We start from the raw sequence: 16176 nt of genomic DNA, 5'->3' as shown, positions 1-16176 counted from the left end.
CCAATGCTAGTTATTGTTCAGGTATATCAACAGTTTGACCTACTAACTTATGAGTGCAGTCACCAAGGAATTGAATTTTCCCATCAGTGACAAAGCTGTGACAGACCATTACTTTCCCGTCTGTTCGCTCAACCCTAGCCAAGATACTTGGCTGAAAAGTTGGCTTGTCCAAATCTCCGTTGAAAGTCCAGCTTGCACCCACCCCGTTTTTAAAGGGGCGGATGTAAGGAGCGTGGCAGTTACCGCATCCAGGGCAGTCAAAGAGGTAGCCAACAATTTGCCCTTCCTCTTCAATCGGAAGTAATTTACTCATCTATCTAGACCGAAAAATTAGCTTTCTATATCCCCATGATTTATGAGAAATAGACAACCAGATTGAGTCTTTATACAAAGTCCATCCAAATAACCGCAGCAAGATTTTTAAATCTTCGTCGTTCATATTAACCCGCAGAATAAACAGTGAAACTTCCTGATACCACAGTGTAAACTCTCCCCAATCCATCGCTGAATTTGAGTGTGTAACTCAACTCGACTTCTGAATCAGGAAAATTCTGTGTGTCCGCAGGTTCAATTGAAAAGCTACCCATCATGGTTTCAATCTGGGTTTGATTGTCCAAAACTGGCGCGGTTTGATGAACGGCTGCACCAGTTTTAACAATTGGCGAAGCAGTCAGGTCGTCTTTACGCTTGGCGGTAAATTCAGCGTTTAGTCCTTCGAGTTTTTGACCCTCAATCTTGAATGAGATAGGGGTTAAATCTCCATTCACCAACCTAGAACCACTGAATTCAGGTGGCCTCGTACCAGGATGCAACAGAGTACTTAAGTCTGCCAGATGCAGCCAGCCCTTAGGAGGGGCTGCCGGAGAAACATTCAGGAAGAATTTTACTTGAGATTGGGTGACAGAAGCGATCGCCCCACTGGGAAAATGCAACTTCCGCAAGAGTTTGCCGGATAAATTGGAGGTGAAGGGGATCGCATTGGGCTTGACTGAGCGCTTTTTGCCCAATGACCCCACACTCGCCATTGAAGTCGTGGCAATTATGCCAGATCTACCGAAATCCTTGCGAATTTTGATTGCACTAATGTTGGCGGTGGTGGCAGAGGCGATCGCGCCTGCGGGAAAATTTAGCTGTGCCATTAGTCAAGAGTTATGGTGAGAGTATTGACTGGGATGGCGGGGATTGTGCCAGCGCTAATTACCTGACTTGCCGATAAAGCGTAACTCCCAAGGTAGTTGCCGCCGCTTGCTGCATCAAATAATTGCACAAATGTGGCAGTGCCCTGAGAGCCTGTTGCTTCTCCAAAATCAATTTCTGTGGCGTTGGTTTTAGATCCCAAGGTGGCGATGGGAAAGTTGTTAGTATTGTTGGTTACACTCACTCGTGCGTAGCCATTGCCACTGGGTTCCGTTCCAGGCAAAGCATCCGTAGGGGTGCTGGTGGCGTAGGCGACGTACAGGCTTGTAATCACATTAAATGGCACATCACCAAATAATTGGTTGAGCAGTGCATTCTTCACATAATTACTCAGTCCTCCTGTCGCAAACTGCACCGTTAGGGAACCAACCGGAATTCGCATTGCATCCCCAACGGTGATGTTAATAGGGTTGCTCAACGGAAAATACACCAGCATATTGCCACTGGTGGGAGAATCAAAAATACCGATCGCTTGTACTAATCCATGATTGGAAGTTGCTTCGACAAACTGAATCTCTGTGGCGTTGGTCTTGATTTGGTTGGCTGTGACGGCAAAGTTTGTGGTGTTGTTGGTAACGGCAATGCGTTGGTATCCGCCTGAATTGGGTTCAGCGCCGGGGCCAGTCTCGCTAGCCACGCCGACCATGTAACCGAAATACAGAATGTTGGGTGTGCTATAAGGTATGCCACCGAATAGCTGATTAAGTAGCTGTGCTTCGCAAAAATCGCTGAGGGAACCTGACATGAGTTAATTTCTTGGCATGTACTTCACTCTTCTTGGTTCCCTTTTTAGATTTTAAAGTCTTGAAAAGTATTTCAGTAATTCCTTAATTAAAGCAACAATCATCAGAAAGGCTATACAGTAATTAAGAAAAGCCACTATCTCAAGACAAAAATTGAACCAGTCCGGCAATCTTTTGTTTGGGATTAAAAAAAATGACAATAAGAAATCATTGAGCATTTTTTGCATCCTCTTCTAGGTCTGCCTCGCTCGAAATCCCCAGATCGAGTTCTATATTTTCTGCCCCAAGCATCTGTTTAGCTTCTTCAATTGAGAGTCCAAGAAGCTCTGCAAACTTGCCTAAAGAAATCTGCCGTTCTTCATACTGCTTAATCCATTTATCGCAATTATCCACCCAATTTCTGATAGCTTCTGTTGGGGTATAGCCCTCGCCTGGAATGCCATCGCCAGGGTTGATATAGGTTTTGTATGAGACTAGACTCAGGTATTTGGCTGTGGAAAGATGAAGCATCATAATTTAATTTAATCCATCAATTCATATCTGTCTGGCTCAGTCCATCTACTGCGATCGATTTCACCAGTTATTTCAGCTTTGTAGTAGCCTAAAAAATTATTACATATTCCATCAGAGTCGTAAGGAAATCTACCTACGCCACCCACCATTTGAATTTCGTTTGAATCGGGGTAATACCAGCAATTTGTAAATACCACTCTCGCTGGATGCGGCAATATCCCTTTATTTTCTGGCTGAAAGTACTTGATCTCCACCAGAAGATAGAATCCTGCCATTTCAACTCCTTAATAGCATCCCTCCACCCAATGGATCTGGTGATGGTGGCAAGCTTAATTGATAACGTAATCTTTCAATTAAATCATCCCTTTGCCCATACATTCCATCAGAGCGCGATCGCACGTCCCATTCCAGTACATCAGCCTTAATTAATGCACTATTGATGCTAGAGCGCTCATTAAATATAGCCCTTTCAATCGTGTGGAAATCAGCTAGTATTCGTAAAACCTGATTAACTAAAAATTCAGAGCGTACCTCAATTGCATCTAATCTTGTCCAAATATCACTCTCCTGAAAAAGCAATGGTGTCGGGCGATCTTTCTGATATTCTGTGGAAGTGAGTGTACCATCGAAGCGATAGAAATCGTCAGGTGAGTCAGCGTACTGTGCCCTCATCTGATCGGTGCGTAGTAGTGCTTCATTGAGGGCAGTGAGAATTTGATAACGTTGTTCTAAAGTGAATGGCATAAAATAACTTGTAATTGATAATTAAGAGTTCCAATTTATGCTGAATATCCAAGAAGTTCTTGGATCTTAGGTTTGCCACTTATGAAGAGGCGATCGCTGATTATGGAGGTAACAGGATATTGATAGCGAATGCCTCCCCTGCACCAATTCGTCCATTACCTTGTTCTTTAGAAGAAGATATGGTTATGCCTGTGGTGCAACCACTTGCTGTAACAACAATTGAGTTAAGACTTTTTCAAAGCAGGGATGGATGGTGGCGATTTATTAATATGGGTGAAAAATGAAAGTATTTAATCCGTGGGGATTTTTTAAGTCAGGTGAAGTTATTAAGCCCCTAGTCATTCAGGAGCCGCCCTGTAGGTATTGTCAGTTCTGGAGTCCGAGAGCAATAACTGACGAGAAAGGAGGATTCACTGGTGTTCAACTTTGCATGAGTGAAAGTATGTATCATGATTTTTCCTGCTTCAAACCTTGCGAAATACCAACCGACACCGACACCGCCCACCACACTCACAATCAACCCCAGGCGGAATGACATTTTGAATCAGCGTCCAAGTTAGCCTCTGATAGCTAATGCACGATCCACAATGCCTACTTTGGGCATCTAGTAAGCGTTTGGCGTAAAAACCAACTTTACCCATACTGGTAAATTCTGCTTCCAAAAATGAAGTCCTAGCAGACTGAGCATAACTCCCAGCCCGTCTAATTGCCTGTTCTGCCGTCAGCTTCCCTTCTGCCAAATCTTGCCCAAAGCCATGAAGGAATTTATACTGCTTCTTGAGTTGTGCCCCAATCTTGCCATAATGTGTAGGTGTAAATTGTTTCGTCCCACCTGCACCAATGGCCGCAACCCGCAGGTGGGATTCTTTCAGAGTTAGCGCCATCCTGGTTTGAAATTCGGGAATGTCAATTTTACCTTGCGCCAGAAGCCTTGCATGTCCCTTCAATCGCACCTCTAGGCGATTCACCTCCTCATCAACAAAGCGCGTTACCTGGGCAACCTTTACAAATCTCCCGTTCTCTGAGTCTCTGTATCTATGGCTACTTGGATCGAATTGGTACATAAGAAAGAAGAAGATAGGAGGAAGAAGGAAGAAGTGATGAGTTTTTCGTCCGTCCTTCTTCCTTCTTCCCTCTTCCCTCTTCCTTCACTTGGGCATTTATGAAAAGTTTTTCATGAGGTAGCGATCGCCTCACCATCTCGTCCACATCAGACTGGCGAATGGTGGAGAGTTCAAGCAGTTGGGTTAAGGTTAGGGGTGTCCCCTTGGGCTGGAATGTTTGCATGTTTTAAATTGACTAAGGCGCGGGCGATCACATTTATTGCTTGTTCTAGCGCCAACCTTTTTGGCTCATCGCTCATATCGAAAGTTACAAGATGTAAATGCAGTAACTCGTGGACTAATGTTTCTTCGATGTTGTAGGGGCGTAATGCAGCAGACGGATAATCTTCAGCCATTATTAATCTGATATCCGCAGTTTTTTCGTCTAAATCCCAGCGAACATGCCCGATCGCCTGAAAGCATTTCTCGGTGTGGAACCACCTTCACCGATACATCCCAATCCAAAAGCTTGAGGGTGCGTTGCCATTCGAGAAGAATTTGTTGCAGATTTTCTAAATTCATGGTGTTGATGCTCAATTTTCTCTAAAAAATCCATTCCCGTTTCGTTTTCGCCCTATGCAGTAGGGTTTTGATTTATCCTCAAGCCGCCATCCTTTGCAAGTGGAATTCGTGCCGCACAAAAGTTTGTAGATATTGCCTTTGTTCAATCCGCGATCGCGGCAAAACTGAGTAATGTTCTCAAACTCCACAATTTGATTATTTGGAGAAACCAGTTTGTAAATCATTCGCTGTTACAAGAGTGAAAAATTTTCCATAAGGCTGCTGTTCTCTAAAATCACTGGCTTAACACCTCATCTTTTGGTTGAACTTGTTCAGTTGCTGCCAATTCTGCATCAATATCAAATTGTCTTGGTAGGACTTTTCCGGCTTTCAATAACAGCAGCAGGGTGCGATGGCTGATTATTCCCGCAGTCTCCAGGTTTTCGAGCTTATCTACCTGATCCGAGGTAAGCGGGATCGAAAGCAGCGATTCATCCTGGCTAATACCGCCGCCCTGTGATTCACCCGTATATTGCACCCAGAGACTAAATATTTGCTGTACTGCGCTTTCCTTCCGTCGCGATACGCCTTTGAGGTTGGCACTGGTTTTTGTTGAATCAAGTACAACCTCAGTAGCAGTCCTTTGATGTTCGCCAGAAGTCAAAAAGTCCAGCGTCATGCGTTCCATCGCTTCGTCCAAATCTTTGATATCGTCACGGGAAGCGGCTATAGCTACTCCAGTTGGCTCGGCAAAGAAAAAGTCCCCATCACTGGGAATGTCAAGCACTGAGTTGGGGCCGATCACCAGAGGAGGGACTTTTTTTAAGTCATCTACCGTTCTGATTAAGCCCTTTCGCACTGGCACCGGCAAGTTGCATTTCCTTAGTACTTCATTAAGCTGGCTGCGCTTTTGGTAATGCTCGATATTCAGCTTCGCCAAATTTAGGAATGGGGACTTGGCTGCAAACAAGTCGCTTTCGGTAACTGAGTAATAAATCAGGGGAATGGATGCAAGGCTGGTTGTCCCCTGGTCTATCAGCACCAATTGCTGAAGGTTTGCTTGCTGAATTATCTGAAATATAAAATATTCTCCAGGACGCAAAACTCGGTAGTAAACGACTTCCTGCTCCCCGTAATCACCACTTGGCTCTAGTCGAGTCTCACGAATCGTAACTTGTGTGAGTGTTGGCTTTCCGTTGATTTTAGCTGTGCGCCAGTTAATGATATCGCGCCTATCTATTAATACAAGGTAAGGGCGGCGATCGCTTGCCAGCCAATCACCTTGAGAATCAATACTTGGATCAACTGGTGGGTATTCCACCATCACCCCACACCAGCCGTCCCTCAAGCAGTATTGGTCAGCTTCATTAAAAAATGTCCAGATGTCATTGCCCATCTGGTCGATGTTGTTTTTGTTGTCGATGATGCTTTGGGCAACATCATCATTGAGGCTAAAAACGCTTAAAAGCCCTGCGTAATCTTTAATTGCAGGCTCAAAGCGGTTGTCGAAGGTGGTGCGGCGGATGCGATCGCTCCACGCCTGGGGTGGTTCTTTCGCTTCTTTGGGAAGGTACATTCTTTCCTGTCCCTCCAGATTATTCCAGCAATCAAGTAGCAGTATCAGATTGCTTTGGTATGTGACAACTGCATCCGAAAGGGTTGATGGTAAATTATTGGGATTGATGGAATTGGTGGGAGGCAAGCGCTTTCCCTGCATAGGAGTGTACTTAGCCAAAATTCCCTATAGAGAGCAGCCAGATGCTACCCCAAAGACAAAGGCAGGGCTTGCACCTGCACTTCCTACTTTCCGGTTAGTGTAGGAACGATTGCGTGCGGTAAACCACGTTCGTGCATTTACTATTTCTGCCACTCTGTCAACATCATATTTTATCAAGGGCAAAGGCAGGAGTCAAACCTGCAAGGGCTTATTGTTCTTCGTCCCCAAGTCCACGCCTCAGTTTCCTGTTTTGTGGCTTCCATGCGCTCGTCACATACGCTGCAATGCCAAAGCGATCGCCCTGTCCGCACGCAACGCATTTTGTAGGTTGAGGCGATCGCGTCCCCGAATATGTTGCTCTTTTTCGGCTACGGTATGCTAACGAGAAATATCAACCGTCTGCCTAGCAGCCTATGCCCTGCCTTGAAAAATCGCTCCACTTGGGATGCATCCCAAGACCGCGTTTTTCGCTTTTCGTCAAGGGGTAGGTTTAATTGCATCTATATTATTACTCTTGGCAAGAGGTCGCCGCCATGCTCTCCAAATAGGCTTTAGCACCAAAAATCAGCTTATCTTGGATGTCTTGGGGGTTTCCACCTTTAGTAAACTTCTTGTAAGCAGCCATTATTTTCTTGCGTAGCGCTTGCCCAAATTCGCTTGTCCCTTCAATAAAGGCGCTCACAGCATCAACAATGCTTGTATCCTCTAGCTTCACCTTGCTGAAAAAGTTTTCAAGAGTCTGCTGAATGCCTTTTTCAGTAAGGTTGGGCGAACCAGCAGTTTTTCCAGTTTTCACCTTGATGATGTCTTCTGTGTCTAGCTCACTCGTCAGAACCTTTGTAGTAGTCTTGTGGGGTCTGGTTTCTTTTGACGAGGTATTGTTTGGTGTCATGCTCTCAACGCCATTGTCTTTGAAGGATTTAGCCCATTGCAAAACCACGCTGTCAAAGGCATTTTCGGTTATCATCTCTGAACCATCTTCCATCGGGTGAATCACTTCTTTAGCTCTACCAAGTAGCTTTTTCACTTCAATTGGCGATGTGCTTGTGACACGAGCTAGCCTTTCTAGGCTCAAGAATCTTGTTTCTGTAACGCTGTTGGCTTGGGTGATTCTTTCTGCGGTTGCAACCATATTACTTGCTCCAGTTTCTTCACATTCTAAACATATTTCATAGCCGAAAAGTGGTTTTAATTTTTGAAATAGTTCTTGGCGATATTGCAGTAGAGTCAAAAGCGATGAAATACTCGCACACCTGACATTTAAGATAGTCTGTCCCTTAAATACTGAAATATAGGGCATCGCTTGGTTTAGCGCTGTTACTAGTTTCGGTTCATCAAATAGCAATGAAAGTAATTCACCATTGTTAATATTCATAAAATCGCCTAATTTTTCTTCCTTTTCCCCCTTTGCTGTAAAGAGGCATCGGTGTTAGAGTTCCTTTGTCACAAGGGTTTGAGGTAGGAAAATGAACAAAGGTGAATTAGTGGACGCTGTAGCCGAAAAAACTGGTATTACCAAAAAACAAGCTGATGTGGTCTTGAGTGCTGCATTGGAGGCGATTATGGAATCTGTAGCGTTTGGGGACAAGGTGACACTCGTAGGTTTTGGGAGCTTCAACCCACGGGATAGAGCAGCCCGTGAAGGTCGCAACCCGAAAACCAATGAGAAGATAGAGATTGCGGCTACCAGAGTGCCTGGGTTTTCGGCTGGAAAAGCTTTTAGGGGGAAAGTGGCTGGTAGCTCTGAACAGTCGAAAGTTGCAGCCTGAAGTAAAAAACAAAACGATACTTTTGTTATAGGAACTCTAAAGCATTGCAATTATTAGCTTTAATGAGTTCCTTATCTCGTGTTTCGACTGACCAAAAATTGATAGAGATGTGGCTGCACGGCAGGCCGATTTCTACGGTCAAAGAATACCGTCGTGATGTAAATCGTTTTTTTAGTTTCATTGGCAAGGGTCTACAAGAGTGCCAACTGGAAGATTTACAAGACTACTCCACTCATTTAGATGGGCAGAGCATCAAATCCAGCACTAAAAAGCGCAAGCTCAACGTAGTTAAGTCGTTATTTACCTTCGCAACGAAACTCAATTACACCCGCTTTAATGTGGCGGCAGCATTGAAGATGCCCAAGGGTGATACCGCTCTTGCTGGTCGCATTCTCAGGCAAACTGAGGTGCTGAAGCTGATTAATTGCCCAAAATTATCAGTTCGCGATCGCACTTTCCTGAGATTTGTCTATGCCACTGGGGTGCGAGTGAGTGAAGCTTGTAGGCTGAGATGGGAAGATTTTCAAGAGCGTGATAGCGGGGAAGTGCAAGTTACCGTATTGGGCAAGGGTGAGAAGCTGCGGACGGTGCTAGTACCAATCGCTGTGTGGGTAGAGCTAGATCAACTGCACGGGCATGAACACGTATTTACTGGGGCAACAGGTAACGCCATTGACAGGGTGATGGCGCATAAGATAATTAAGAATGCAGCAGTTGAGTCTGGAGTAAATTCAAAGGTTTCTATGCACTGGCTTCGACACTGCAACGCGAGTCACGCACTGTCTAGGGGTGCATCACTTGCGCTGGTACGAGACTCTCTTGGACATGCAAGCGTGGCTACGAGTGATAAATATTTGCATTCTAACCCTACGGATTCTACTTCTAATTACTTAGGCTTATGAATTATCTGCGAACCACGGACGCAACCATCAGAGACATAAAACCTGGGATTAGGCTCTATTTTATCTTGGGCGAATACTGCTATGTAGCCAGAATTGGGTTTAACCAAGACTTCGCGGTTTACAAAGGTGGTGCTGATTGGGGTTTGGATACGGTGGCTGACCACGGAATTAAGATAGGTGAAGCTATGGCTATCAGGCTGTTTCCTATTTGTGCTGAGATGGGCTTGAGGTATCGCTACTAGGTCTAGAGGAAAAACTCAGAATCATTAAATTGCTTTATTTCGTAACTGCATCTTTTAAGATCGGGATCTACGCTCTTCAGGTGAGTTAGCAGATTTTCCATATCCGCAAAAAGTCGGCATCTCTCTTCTGCGATAAGAGGCTTTAAGAGCCAGGAAGTCTTCGCTTCTGGGTTGTTTAAGAATGATACATATAGATAATTTTTCTTGCTATCAAGCTCCCTCATAATCCTTGCACCCCTGGCACTCCCCACCGGGATTCATAGCACACCGAATGTAGGGCGATCGCGCATTCCAGTTGCAACTCACATCCCCTATGCAACCACGAGATTCACTGTGCTGACTGCAAGCAACAATAGCCTCTGCCATTGACATTCCAGCAGACACTAGGGTTTCAAGACAAGACTCAGCAGATTCCACCTCTACCCTGTTGCGCGAGAGATAGTCAAGTGTTTGAGCTAATCGCCTATTCTTCCAGTTCCAGTACCCTAGAAACGCGAAAACCCCACCGAACATTAGCCCTACAAGAATCCACCAGCCACCTTGGGTAATCATTAAGATGGTATTTTCAGTAATGGCGATGCCGAAGGCGAGCTTCGCTAACGCACCCAGTATCGTAAACCAATCAAATTTTTTCATAATGTTGACACCCTTCACATGGGCCGCACGGATTGACGGTGCATCTTAAATATTTGGATTTGGCATTATATTCGCAACTAACATCACCTATTGCGTTTATTGTGTTTGGGATTGGAGACATGATTTCTTGCAAGGGTACACCAGATGGCTCAGTAAAACTGATTTCAGTGCTTGGCATCCGTTGGCGTGGTATTTCTATCCTGTCCCTGTCTCTGGGGTATCCAGGGTAATCCATCAGAATTCTGTCAAAATACCCACTTCTGGGTATCTCGATTTGCCCAAGCTCAAGCATTTGGCGCATTCGCTCAAAAGAAGCCAGTCTGTTAGTTCTTGGGCGGGTGGTGAAAGTGATACGAGTTTCATCCAACGAACTAGCAGACACATTCACTTGATGAGTGTTAGGAGAAAAGCGAAACCGCCTCTCTTCGCCAATTTCGAGCCATTCCAGTAACTCACCTTGGAGCAGCATACCATCAACTTCTACACCATCACCCCTTGGAATGGCGTTACCAGGTATCCATGCCTCAATCGTTACTTTTGCGTGGTTGGTAGCAAAGTCTCTGTCTTGTGTTACCTCGCGCAAAATCAAGCTAACTGACCTTTTTCCTGCCTGATGAATTCCGGCTAGAAAACCCTCTCTCCACCTGACAATAACCCAATTTTGACTATCGATCGGGATGGTTCTTCTAATGCGAGCGATCGCATCAGAAGCTACAGAGGTAAGCTGTCCACGCTTTCTATATCGCTCAAGGTGACTAGCATCTATTCTGTAATCAACTCCAATCAATTGCTCGTCAGGTGTGTGCCATCGAAAAACGATTACCCAGTTTCGCCATTCTTGGTAATAATATGCGTCGATTCGTAATAATTCTAGGTCAAGTTGTTCAGCTACCAATCTAGCTAGGTGCTTGATACCTTCCGTGTCAACCTGGTGTGTGGCATCGCTCCACAGGCGCAAATCGCAGCCCGTCAGAAATCCTAAAATACTCTCAATCTGGTTCATTTCTTAATAGTTTTGACAACAAACCCTTAGCTTCTTTACAACGATAACTTAAGTTTTCTAGCTGCCCTTTGAGTATATATGAGTGGGCTGAGAGGTAGTCCATTACGCCCGATCGCGTCCACTCATCACAGCTATGAATGTTGTCTAATCTCTGTTCTATAGACCTTAAAACGCTTACTAATTCCTGATATTTCTTGGCTTGCTGCTTCCTCTCCCATTTATCCAACCAAGGACGAGGCAAACTCTCAGGATCGCGCCCCAAGATATAAACCTGCTCTAGAAAGTCGATTTTATCTTCCCAGTTGCCTTTCAGCCTCCAACCTTCGTACTTCTTGGAAAATTTTTCATAAACTATTAACTGGATTTTGAATTTATCCCAGAGTTTTTGTCTGTGGGTGCGATCATAACCCACAAGGTAATCACATCCTGGGACTCTGAGTGTTATGTAGTAGGAACTAGTAGGAGATTTTCGTTGACTTAGATATTCGCAAATATCACGCCACAGCCTGACATCTTCGTAGGTTATGGGCGCGTCCCATTGGTCAATCAAGTTTTCACAAAATCTCAGCCCATCATCAACATCCAGACAGTTTTGTAGATTTTCGTAGGCTAGGCGATCGCCATTCGCATCGTAAATCGCATAAGCCCAATACATATCATGCTGACTTGCGCTCCCTCCCCCAGCGTAAATACAAATCTGTCGGTCACGATAGAATGAACAGCAGCAAAATTTTAGGGCATCCTCGATGCGTTCTGGGGGAAAATTACTCATAAAAAAATCGTTGGACAAATCAGACAAAAAGGTTGCGATCACTACTCAGTAGGGAATTCTGGATTTGTCTATAAGATCATAATTTCTATATTGTCCGAATAATGTCCAGAAAGAAAGACGACGGCAAAATCAAGCTTGCTGAAGCCAAGTATATTACAGGTGTCCCACCTGAAGAAATAGCTGCTGCCCTTGGTGTCACTCGTCGCACTATTGATCGCTGGGCAAAAGATGGTAACTGGGATTCGCACAGACAATTAGGCAAAAGCAGCAATGTCATTCAATTGCAACCAAAGCCAAAAGAGAAGCTTGGAGGGACGAAGCTACGTGAAGCTGCTAGACGACGTGACACGAGCGAGGGACTGGATGACATTGAGGTGGTTGAAAGTGCGATCGCGGATATTCACGCTTCGCTTCCAGGTGCGGAACTAGGTAAAGGAAGTATGGCGACGGCGCTTGTGAAATTGATTGAACTGAAGCGCAAGTTGAAGCCTGAGACGGTGGCTGATTTAGTCGAACGCGTGATTGAGCTTGATATTGGCCCTGAAGAATTTTTGATTGAGTTGAATAATGCGTGGCAAAAAAGAGCGTAAGCGTTAGACGGCAGTGGGAGCAAGCTGCTCTTAACGCATCTGCCTCGCAGACAGTCAAGATAACGCTCTCTCTGTCAGACTTTGTGCGAGAAAGCTGGGAAGTTTTGGAACCCAGCACGGATTTGCTTTGGACTTGGCACATTGATGCTATGTGCTGGCATATTCAAGAAACCCTGCTTGATTGGTTTAAGCATAAAACAAATCCGCATTACGTCCAGCGAATTCAAAACCTTTTAATCAACGTCCCGCCAGGGAGTTTAAAAAGTCGAGTGGTATCTGTTTGCACCCCTGCTTGGTTTTGGACAATTTGCCCTTCATGGAGAGCTATTTTCCTTTCAGCGAATCCCCGCGTGGCTTTGCGAGATAGCGTCTATTGCCGGGATGTGGTTGAGAGCGATTGGTATCAGAAGCGCTTTTCACCAGACTGGAAGTTGCGAGATGACAATAATTCCAAAACAAGTTTTTGGAACACAAAGGGCGGTGTACGCAGTGCTTTTGGTTTCAACAGCCGGATTACAGGCGATCGCGGGGATTGCCTTCTCTGGGATGATCCACATGATGCACAAGAAGTTAATTCTGAGCTTATCAGGCAGGGAGTTATTGATCGCTGGGATAGCGCTATTCGTAACCGGGTCAATGATCTAAAGTCATCTGTGCGGATTGGTATCATGCAACGCTTGCACGAACAGGATTTATCAGGTCACGTTCTCAAGCAAGGCAGATGGCAACATCTGTGCATCCCCCAAGAATTTGAAAAACAACAATCACCCACTGCATTGGGCTGGGTTGACCCCAGAACAGAGCCAGGGGAGTTGATGTTTCCAGAGCGCTTCTCAAAGGAGATATTGCAAGAGGAAAAAACAGCGCTTGGTTCCTATGGCTATGCCGGACAGCATCAACAACGCCCTGCACCTGCTGACGGCGGACACTTCAAGCGCTCATGGTGGCAGTACTACAAAGTGGCTCCCAGCGACTTTGATATGGTCATTCAGTCATGGGATTGCACCTTCAAAGATTCTAAAAAGTCTGATTTCGTCGTGGGGCAGGTTTGGGGTAAGAGGGGAGGACAATTTTACTTACTTGACCAGGTACGCGATCGCATGGACATCAACGCCACGATCGCAGCAATTCGCGCCCTCTCTGCCAAATACCCCAATTCCACTGCCAAACTGATTGAGGATAAAGCTAACGGGCCAGCTGTAATTAGTATGCTGGAGCGCGAGATACCAGGATTAATTGCCATTGAACCAGAAGGGGGGAAACTAGTTCGTGCGGTTGCGATCGCGCCTTTCGTCGAGGCGGGTAATGTTTTTCTACCAGATCCTAGTATCGCGAACTGGGTGGGTGACTTTGTGACTGAGTTTAGTACCTTTCCTAATGGGGCAAACGACGATATGTGTGACTCTACAAGTCAAGCAATTAACTGGTTAGCAAGTAAAGTTACTTACTGGGCTGTCTCGCATGATAATATTTGGGGTTCATAAAAATAATATCAATCTTCCGTACTGCTGCTCATGACTGTATTAGTTGCCACCAAATAACCTGATTATATATTTGGTTGCTTGCCTTATGCGGTCGATTGCTGTTAGTGAGCGGAATTTGTTGGCTCAGTCAAATGAAAAATTAGTCCACAAAGTAGTACACCGGATGTCTCAAGTGTGCCGCGAACCTTATGAGGACTTATACCAATTAGGTTATATCGGGTTAATCAAAGCGGCCGATCGCTTTGACCCTGCTACGGGAAACGCCTTCAGTTCCTTCGCTATTCCCTACATTCAAGGGGAAATTCAGCACTTTTTACGTGACCAATGGCAATCGGTAAAGTTGCCGCGCACTGCCATTGAAACTAAAGCAAAAGTGCGGAGATTGCAGAGGTCTTTAGCAGTACTTGGCAGAGTTATGGATGCTTCACAAATTGCCTTGGGATTGGGCATAAGTGAAGAAAAATGGCGAGAGATAGATGCCTTAGACAGCAATGTAACCATCAGCTTGGACGAGCTTCTTCATGAGCCTATGCAGGCATTGGATGAAGAGGTTGATGACGAAGCAATCCTAAAACACTTGAACAGACTGCAAGCTAAACAACGAACTGCCATTGTTGAAAAATTTTTCAGCAATGTTTCGATTCAAGATATTGCCAAACGCCAAAAGGCAACTCCTGAAAGAATCAAGGCTTATATTAACTTAGGATTGGTCAAATTACGAATATCATTATCACAAGAAGAATTATGAATTTAGACGCTCCTATGTCGCTACCGCTAGCGCTATCAGAATTAGCTAACAATATTAATCAAGCTTTTAATCAATCAAAGGAGTTTTACAAAGCTGGAATTAATAACTTGCAGCAAGCGCTATTGTGCGATAAACAAGCTGGAGATTTACTAATTCAAGTAAAAGCTGAATTGCCTTATGGTCAATTCACTTCTTGGGTGGAAGAAAACTGTCGTTTTACGATGCGTCATGCCCAATTCTTAATGAAGATTTCTAGGGAATGGCATCGCATAATCAAACAGTGGGATGAACTAAGAAACGAAACGCGTTTCGCTTCATCATCACCATTGCCATCGCTTAGAGTTGCGATCGCTCTAGCAGCCACCGAACCAAAACCAGAAACGCCACCGTCACCGCCAGCCACAAAGTATAAGGTATCACTCTCATCGCATCCGTGCTACGGGGAGACAGTTGAAGTTAAGGAAGAGTTGAGTAAAGGAGACGTAATACTTTGCAAGACTTCTTTTGGGGAAATTCCCTTCTTAAAAAAAGAATTGGTTCCTGAATCTCAATCCCTTGTGAGCGTGGATGCTGAGATTATTGATGTGGAAGTGACTGATATTTCTGAGCAGTTGAAGGAGGCGATCGCGCTAGTAATTGAATATCTGCCAGAAGCCGAACTAAAAGCTGTGTTAGCAGCTAGTTTAAGCATTGGTAAAGACCACTTACCAAGTGATGCTCAAGGCATAGCTGCTAAATTGATTGGCGGGCAGGAAATAGCTGTTTTAAGTCAAAGTTAGCCAGTCGTTTTGTTACCTCCCAGCCAGCTTCACGCCCAATTTTACCTGTCTTGGTAAAGGCAAAGCTTCCACAAACAAAAGTATCACTGTCATGCGTCGTTTTTGGGGAAACTCCTGTTAATGTTTTGACTAAAGATGTCGGTAGCACCCATTCAAATTTGACTGCTTTCTCCAGTTCCTCATAATTAGCCAGTGGTGACGAATGCCCTGCATAGGCGCAAGACATCATTTTTTCCATCAACCCTGCCATGATGTTGATGGCAGTCGCCTCACTGTTATTAAATTCAATGCGTCTTTCCGGTTTGTCTAGAATGTCTAGTTTGTCCATTTGGACTTCTGGCTGAATTGGGAAATCAGCGATCGCACCCCCACCCCGAATATGCTTGTCCAGTCTGTCCAGTAGCTCTAATTGCTCAAGGGATATTTCCCCACGGGCTACTGGGTCTATCTTTAATCCATTGATCCGGTTGTTGACTGCTTGCCTAGAGTTCAGTTTGTAGCGTTGTTGCAGGCTAGATATTTTGATGGTTTGTCCAGTCATTGTTAACTTGTCCAGTTGTCTACTGGACAATTTTAATATGTCCAGTGGATGACTGGACAAACTAGCATCTGAATCAATGATTGACACTTAACTTTTATACTATAGGAATCCTATTTGATTTTTGAAAAAACTCCGTACATTTTAAGAGTGGCAAAATCAAAGGTAGTGTGTCGAATAAACCATTCAAACATC

23 protein-coding genes and 1 pseudogene are annotated in these 16176 nt (G+C 44.8%); 9 read left to right on the top strand and 15 right to left on the bottom strand.

Annotation, left to right across the window (positions count from 1 at the left end; translation table 11 throughout):
* Window positions 1-10: 10 nt before the first annotated feature.
* The 6 genes from V7K67_RS27070 to V7K67_RS27045 all read right to left on the bottom strand — a co-directional run bounded on the left by V7K67_RS27070 (window position 11) and on the right by V7K67_RS27045 (window position 3197).
* A complete protein-coding gene (locus tag V7K67_RS27070) occupies window positions 11-313 on the bottom strand; it encodes a DUF6527 family protein (protein ID WP_335169193.1) in 303 nt (100 codons plus the stop codon).
* 127 nt (window positions 314-440) lie between these two features.
* Window positions 441-1139 (bottom strand): hypothetical protein, encoded by a 699-nt coding sequence (locus V7K67_RS27065; protein ID WP_335169191.1) that lies wholly within the window; start codon window positions 1137-1139, stop codon window positions 441-443.
* Window positions 1139-1942 carry a phage tail fiber protein gene (locus V7K67_RS27060; protein ID WP_335169190.1) on the bottom strand — a complete coding sequence of 268 codons (804 nt, stop codon included), beginning with the start codon at window positions 1940-1942 and terminating at the stop codon, window positions 1139-1141. The genes V7K67_RS27065 and V7K67_RS27060 overlap by 1 nt, the downstream gene beginning before the upstream one ends.
* 205 nt (window positions 1943-2147) lie before the next feature.
* A complete protein-coding gene (locus tag V7K67_RS27055) occupies window positions 2148-2453 on the bottom strand; it encodes a UPF0175 family protein (RefSeq protein WP_335169188.1) in 306 nt (101 codons plus the stop codon).
* An 8-nt stretch (window positions 2454-2461) separates the two neighbouring features.
* The gene (locus V7K67_RS27050; protein ID WP_335169186.1) at window positions 2462-2728 is read right to left on the bottom strand and encodes a hypothetical protein; all 267 of its coding nucleotides are present in this window, start codon (window positions 2726-2728) and stop codon (window positions 2462-2464) included.
* A gap of 1 nt (window position 2729) precedes the next feature.
* Window positions 2730-3197, bottom strand: coding sequence for a hypothetical protein (locus tag V7K67_RS27045; RefSeq protein ID WP_335169184.1), 468 nt, complete (start codon window positions 3195-3197; stop codon window positions 2730-2732).
* A gap of 59 nt (window positions 3198-3256) precedes the next feature.
* Between V7K67_RS27045 and V7K67_RS27040 the strand changes: the two genes are divergently transcribed.
* Window positions 3257-3481: a hypothetical protein gene (locus V7K67_RS27040; protein ID WP_335169182.1), complete on the top strand. Its 225-nt coding sequence runs from the start codon at window positions 3257-3259 to the stop codon at window positions 3479-3481.
* A gap of 180 nt (window positions 3482-3661) precedes the next feature.
* Here V7K67_RS27040 and V7K67_RS27035 read toward each other — a convergent pair whose 3' ends face one another.
* From V7K67_RS27035 to V7K67_RS27020, 4 genes are all read right to left on the bottom strand, one after another.
* Window positions 3662-4261, bottom strand: coding sequence for a hypothetical protein (locus tag V7K67_RS27035; protein ID WP_335169180.1), 600 nt, complete (start codon window positions 4259-4261; stop codon window positions 3662-3664).
* Between the two features lie 170 nt (window positions 4262-4431).
* The gene (locus V7K67_RS27030) at window positions 4432-4656 is read right to left on the bottom strand and encodes a hypothetical protein (protein WP_335169178.1); all 225 of its coding nucleotides are present in this window, start codon (window positions 4654-4656) and stop codon (window positions 4432-4434) included.
* Entirely contained in the window at window positions 4649-4822 is a 174-nt protein-coding gene (locus V7K67_RS27025) for a hypothetical protein (RefSeq protein ID WP_335169176.1), read from the bottom strand. The genes V7K67_RS27030 and V7K67_RS27025 overlap by 8 nt, the downstream gene beginning before the upstream one ends.
* A 274-nt stretch (window positions 4823-5096) precedes the next feature.
* Entirely contained in the window at window positions 5097-6377 is a 1281-nt protein-coding gene (locus tag V7K67_RS27020) for a DUF4055 domain-containing protein (protein ID WP_335169174.1), read from the bottom strand.
* 61 nt (window positions 6378-6438) lie between these two features.
* Between V7K67_RS27020 and V7K67_RS27015 the strand changes: the two genes are divergently transcribed.
* Window positions 6439-6621 carry a hypothetical protein gene (locus V7K67_RS27015; RefSeq protein WP_335169172.1) on the top strand — a complete coding sequence of 61 codons (183 nt, stop codon included), beginning with the start codon at window positions 6439-6441 and terminating at the stop codon, window positions 6619-6621.
* A gap of 405 nt (window positions 6622-7026) precedes the next feature.
* On the opposite strand, the gene V7K67_RS27010 is transcribed toward V7K67_RS27015, so the two are convergent.
* Window positions 7027-7893 (bottom strand): hypothetical protein, encoded by an 867-nt coding sequence (locus V7K67_RS27010; protein ID WP_335169170.1) that lies wholly within the window; start codon window positions 7891-7893, stop codon window positions 7027-7029.
* Window positions 7894-7984: 91 nt separating this feature from the next.
* Between V7K67_RS27010 and V7K67_RS27005 the strand changes: the two genes are divergently transcribed.
* From V7K67_RS27005 to V7K67_RS26995, 3 genes are all read left to right on the top strand, one after another.
* Window positions 7985-8287, top strand: coding sequence for an HU family DNA-binding protein (locus tag V7K67_RS27005; protein ID WP_335169168.1), 303 nt, complete (start codon window positions 7985-7987; stop codon window positions 8285-8287).
* A gap of 62 nt (window positions 8288-8349) precedes the next feature.
* On the top strand, window positions 8350-9189 hold the full coding sequence (locus V7K67_RS27000) for a tyrosine-type recombinase/integrase (RefSeq protein WP_335169167.1): 840 nt from the start codon (window positions 8350-8352) through the stop codon (window positions 9187-9189).
* Window positions 9186-9431, top strand: coding sequence for a hypothetical protein (locus tag V7K67_RS26995; RefSeq protein WP_335169165.1), 246 nt, complete (start codon window positions 9186-9188; stop codon window positions 9429-9431). The genes V7K67_RS27000 and V7K67_RS26995 overlap by 4 nt, the downstream gene beginning before the upstream one ends.
* A 210-nt stretch (window positions 9432-9641) precedes the next feature.
* On the opposite strand, the gene V7K67_RS26990 is transcribed toward V7K67_RS26995, so the two are convergent.
* The 3 genes and pseudogenes from V7K67_RS26990 to V7K67_RS26980 all read right to left on the bottom strand — a co-directional run bounded on the left by V7K67_RS26990 (window position 9642) and on the right by V7K67_RS26980 (window position 11842).
* Window positions 9642-9803 (bottom strand): DUF6464 family protein, encoded by a 162-nt coding sequence (locus V7K67_RS26990; RefSeq protein ID WP_335169250.1) that lies wholly within the window; start codon window positions 9801-9803, stop codon window positions 9642-9644.
* A 250-nt stretch (window positions 9804-10053) separates the two neighbouring features.
* Window positions 10054-10158 (bottom strand): annotated as a pseudogene (locus V7K67_RS26985) (DUF6464 family protein); the annotation flags it as partial.
* An 898-nt stretch (window positions 10159-11056) separates the two neighbouring features.
* The gene (locus V7K67_RS26980; RefSeq protein WP_335169163.1) at window positions 11057-11842 is read right to left on the bottom strand and encodes a hypothetical protein; all 786 of its coding nucleotides are present in this window, start codon (window positions 11840-11842) and stop codon (window positions 11057-11059) included.
* Between the two features lie 101 nt (window positions 11843-11943).
* Here V7K67_RS26980 and V7K67_RS26975 point away from each other — a divergent pair, with 101 nt between their 5' ends.
* From V7K67_RS26975 to V7K67_RS26960, 4 genes are all read left to right on the top strand, one after another.
* Window positions 11944-12432 (top strand): helix-turn-helix domain-containing protein, encoded by a 489-nt coding sequence (locus V7K67_RS26975; RefSeq protein ID WP_335169161.1) that lies wholly within the window; start codon window positions 11944-11946, stop codon window positions 12430-12432.
* Window positions 12414-13916: a phage terminase large subunit gene (gene terL, locus V7K67_RS26970; RefSeq protein ID WP_335169159.1), complete on the top strand. Its 1503-nt coding sequence runs from the start codon at window positions 12414-12416 to the stop codon at window positions 13914-13916. Before V7K67_RS26975 ends, terL begins: the two co-directional genes overlap by 19 nt.
* 85 nt (window positions 13917-14001) lie before the next feature.
* Window positions 14002-14664, top strand: coding sequence for a sigma-70 family RNA polymerase sigma factor (locus V7K67_RS26965; protein WP_335169157.1), 663 nt, complete (start codon window positions 14002-14004; stop codon window positions 14662-14664).
* Window positions 14661-15443 carry a DUF3102 domain-containing protein gene (locus V7K67_RS26960; RefSeq protein ID WP_335169155.1) on the top strand — a complete coding sequence of 261 codons (783 nt, stop codon included), beginning with the start codon at window positions 14661-14663 and terminating at the stop codon, window positions 15441-15443. Before V7K67_RS26965 ends, V7K67_RS26960 begins: the two co-directional genes overlap by 4 nt.
* Here V7K67_RS26960 and V7K67_RS26955 read toward each other — a convergent pair.
* A complete protein-coding gene (locus V7K67_RS26955) occupies window positions 15397-15984 on the bottom strand; it encodes a hypothetical protein (RefSeq protein WP_335169152.1) in 588 nt (195 codons plus the stop codon). The genes V7K67_RS26960 and V7K67_RS26955 overlap by 47 nt on opposite strands.
* Window positions 15985-16176: the final 192 nt, after the last annotated feature.

It is taken from the genome of Nostoc sp., from assembly GCF_036917155.1.
GTDB lineage: Bacteria > Cyanobacteriota > Cyanobacteriia > Cyanobacteriales > Nostocaceae > Nostoc.
Note: the sequence above shows the minus strand (reverse complement) of the source record. Positions and strands in the feature narration are given on the sequence as shown.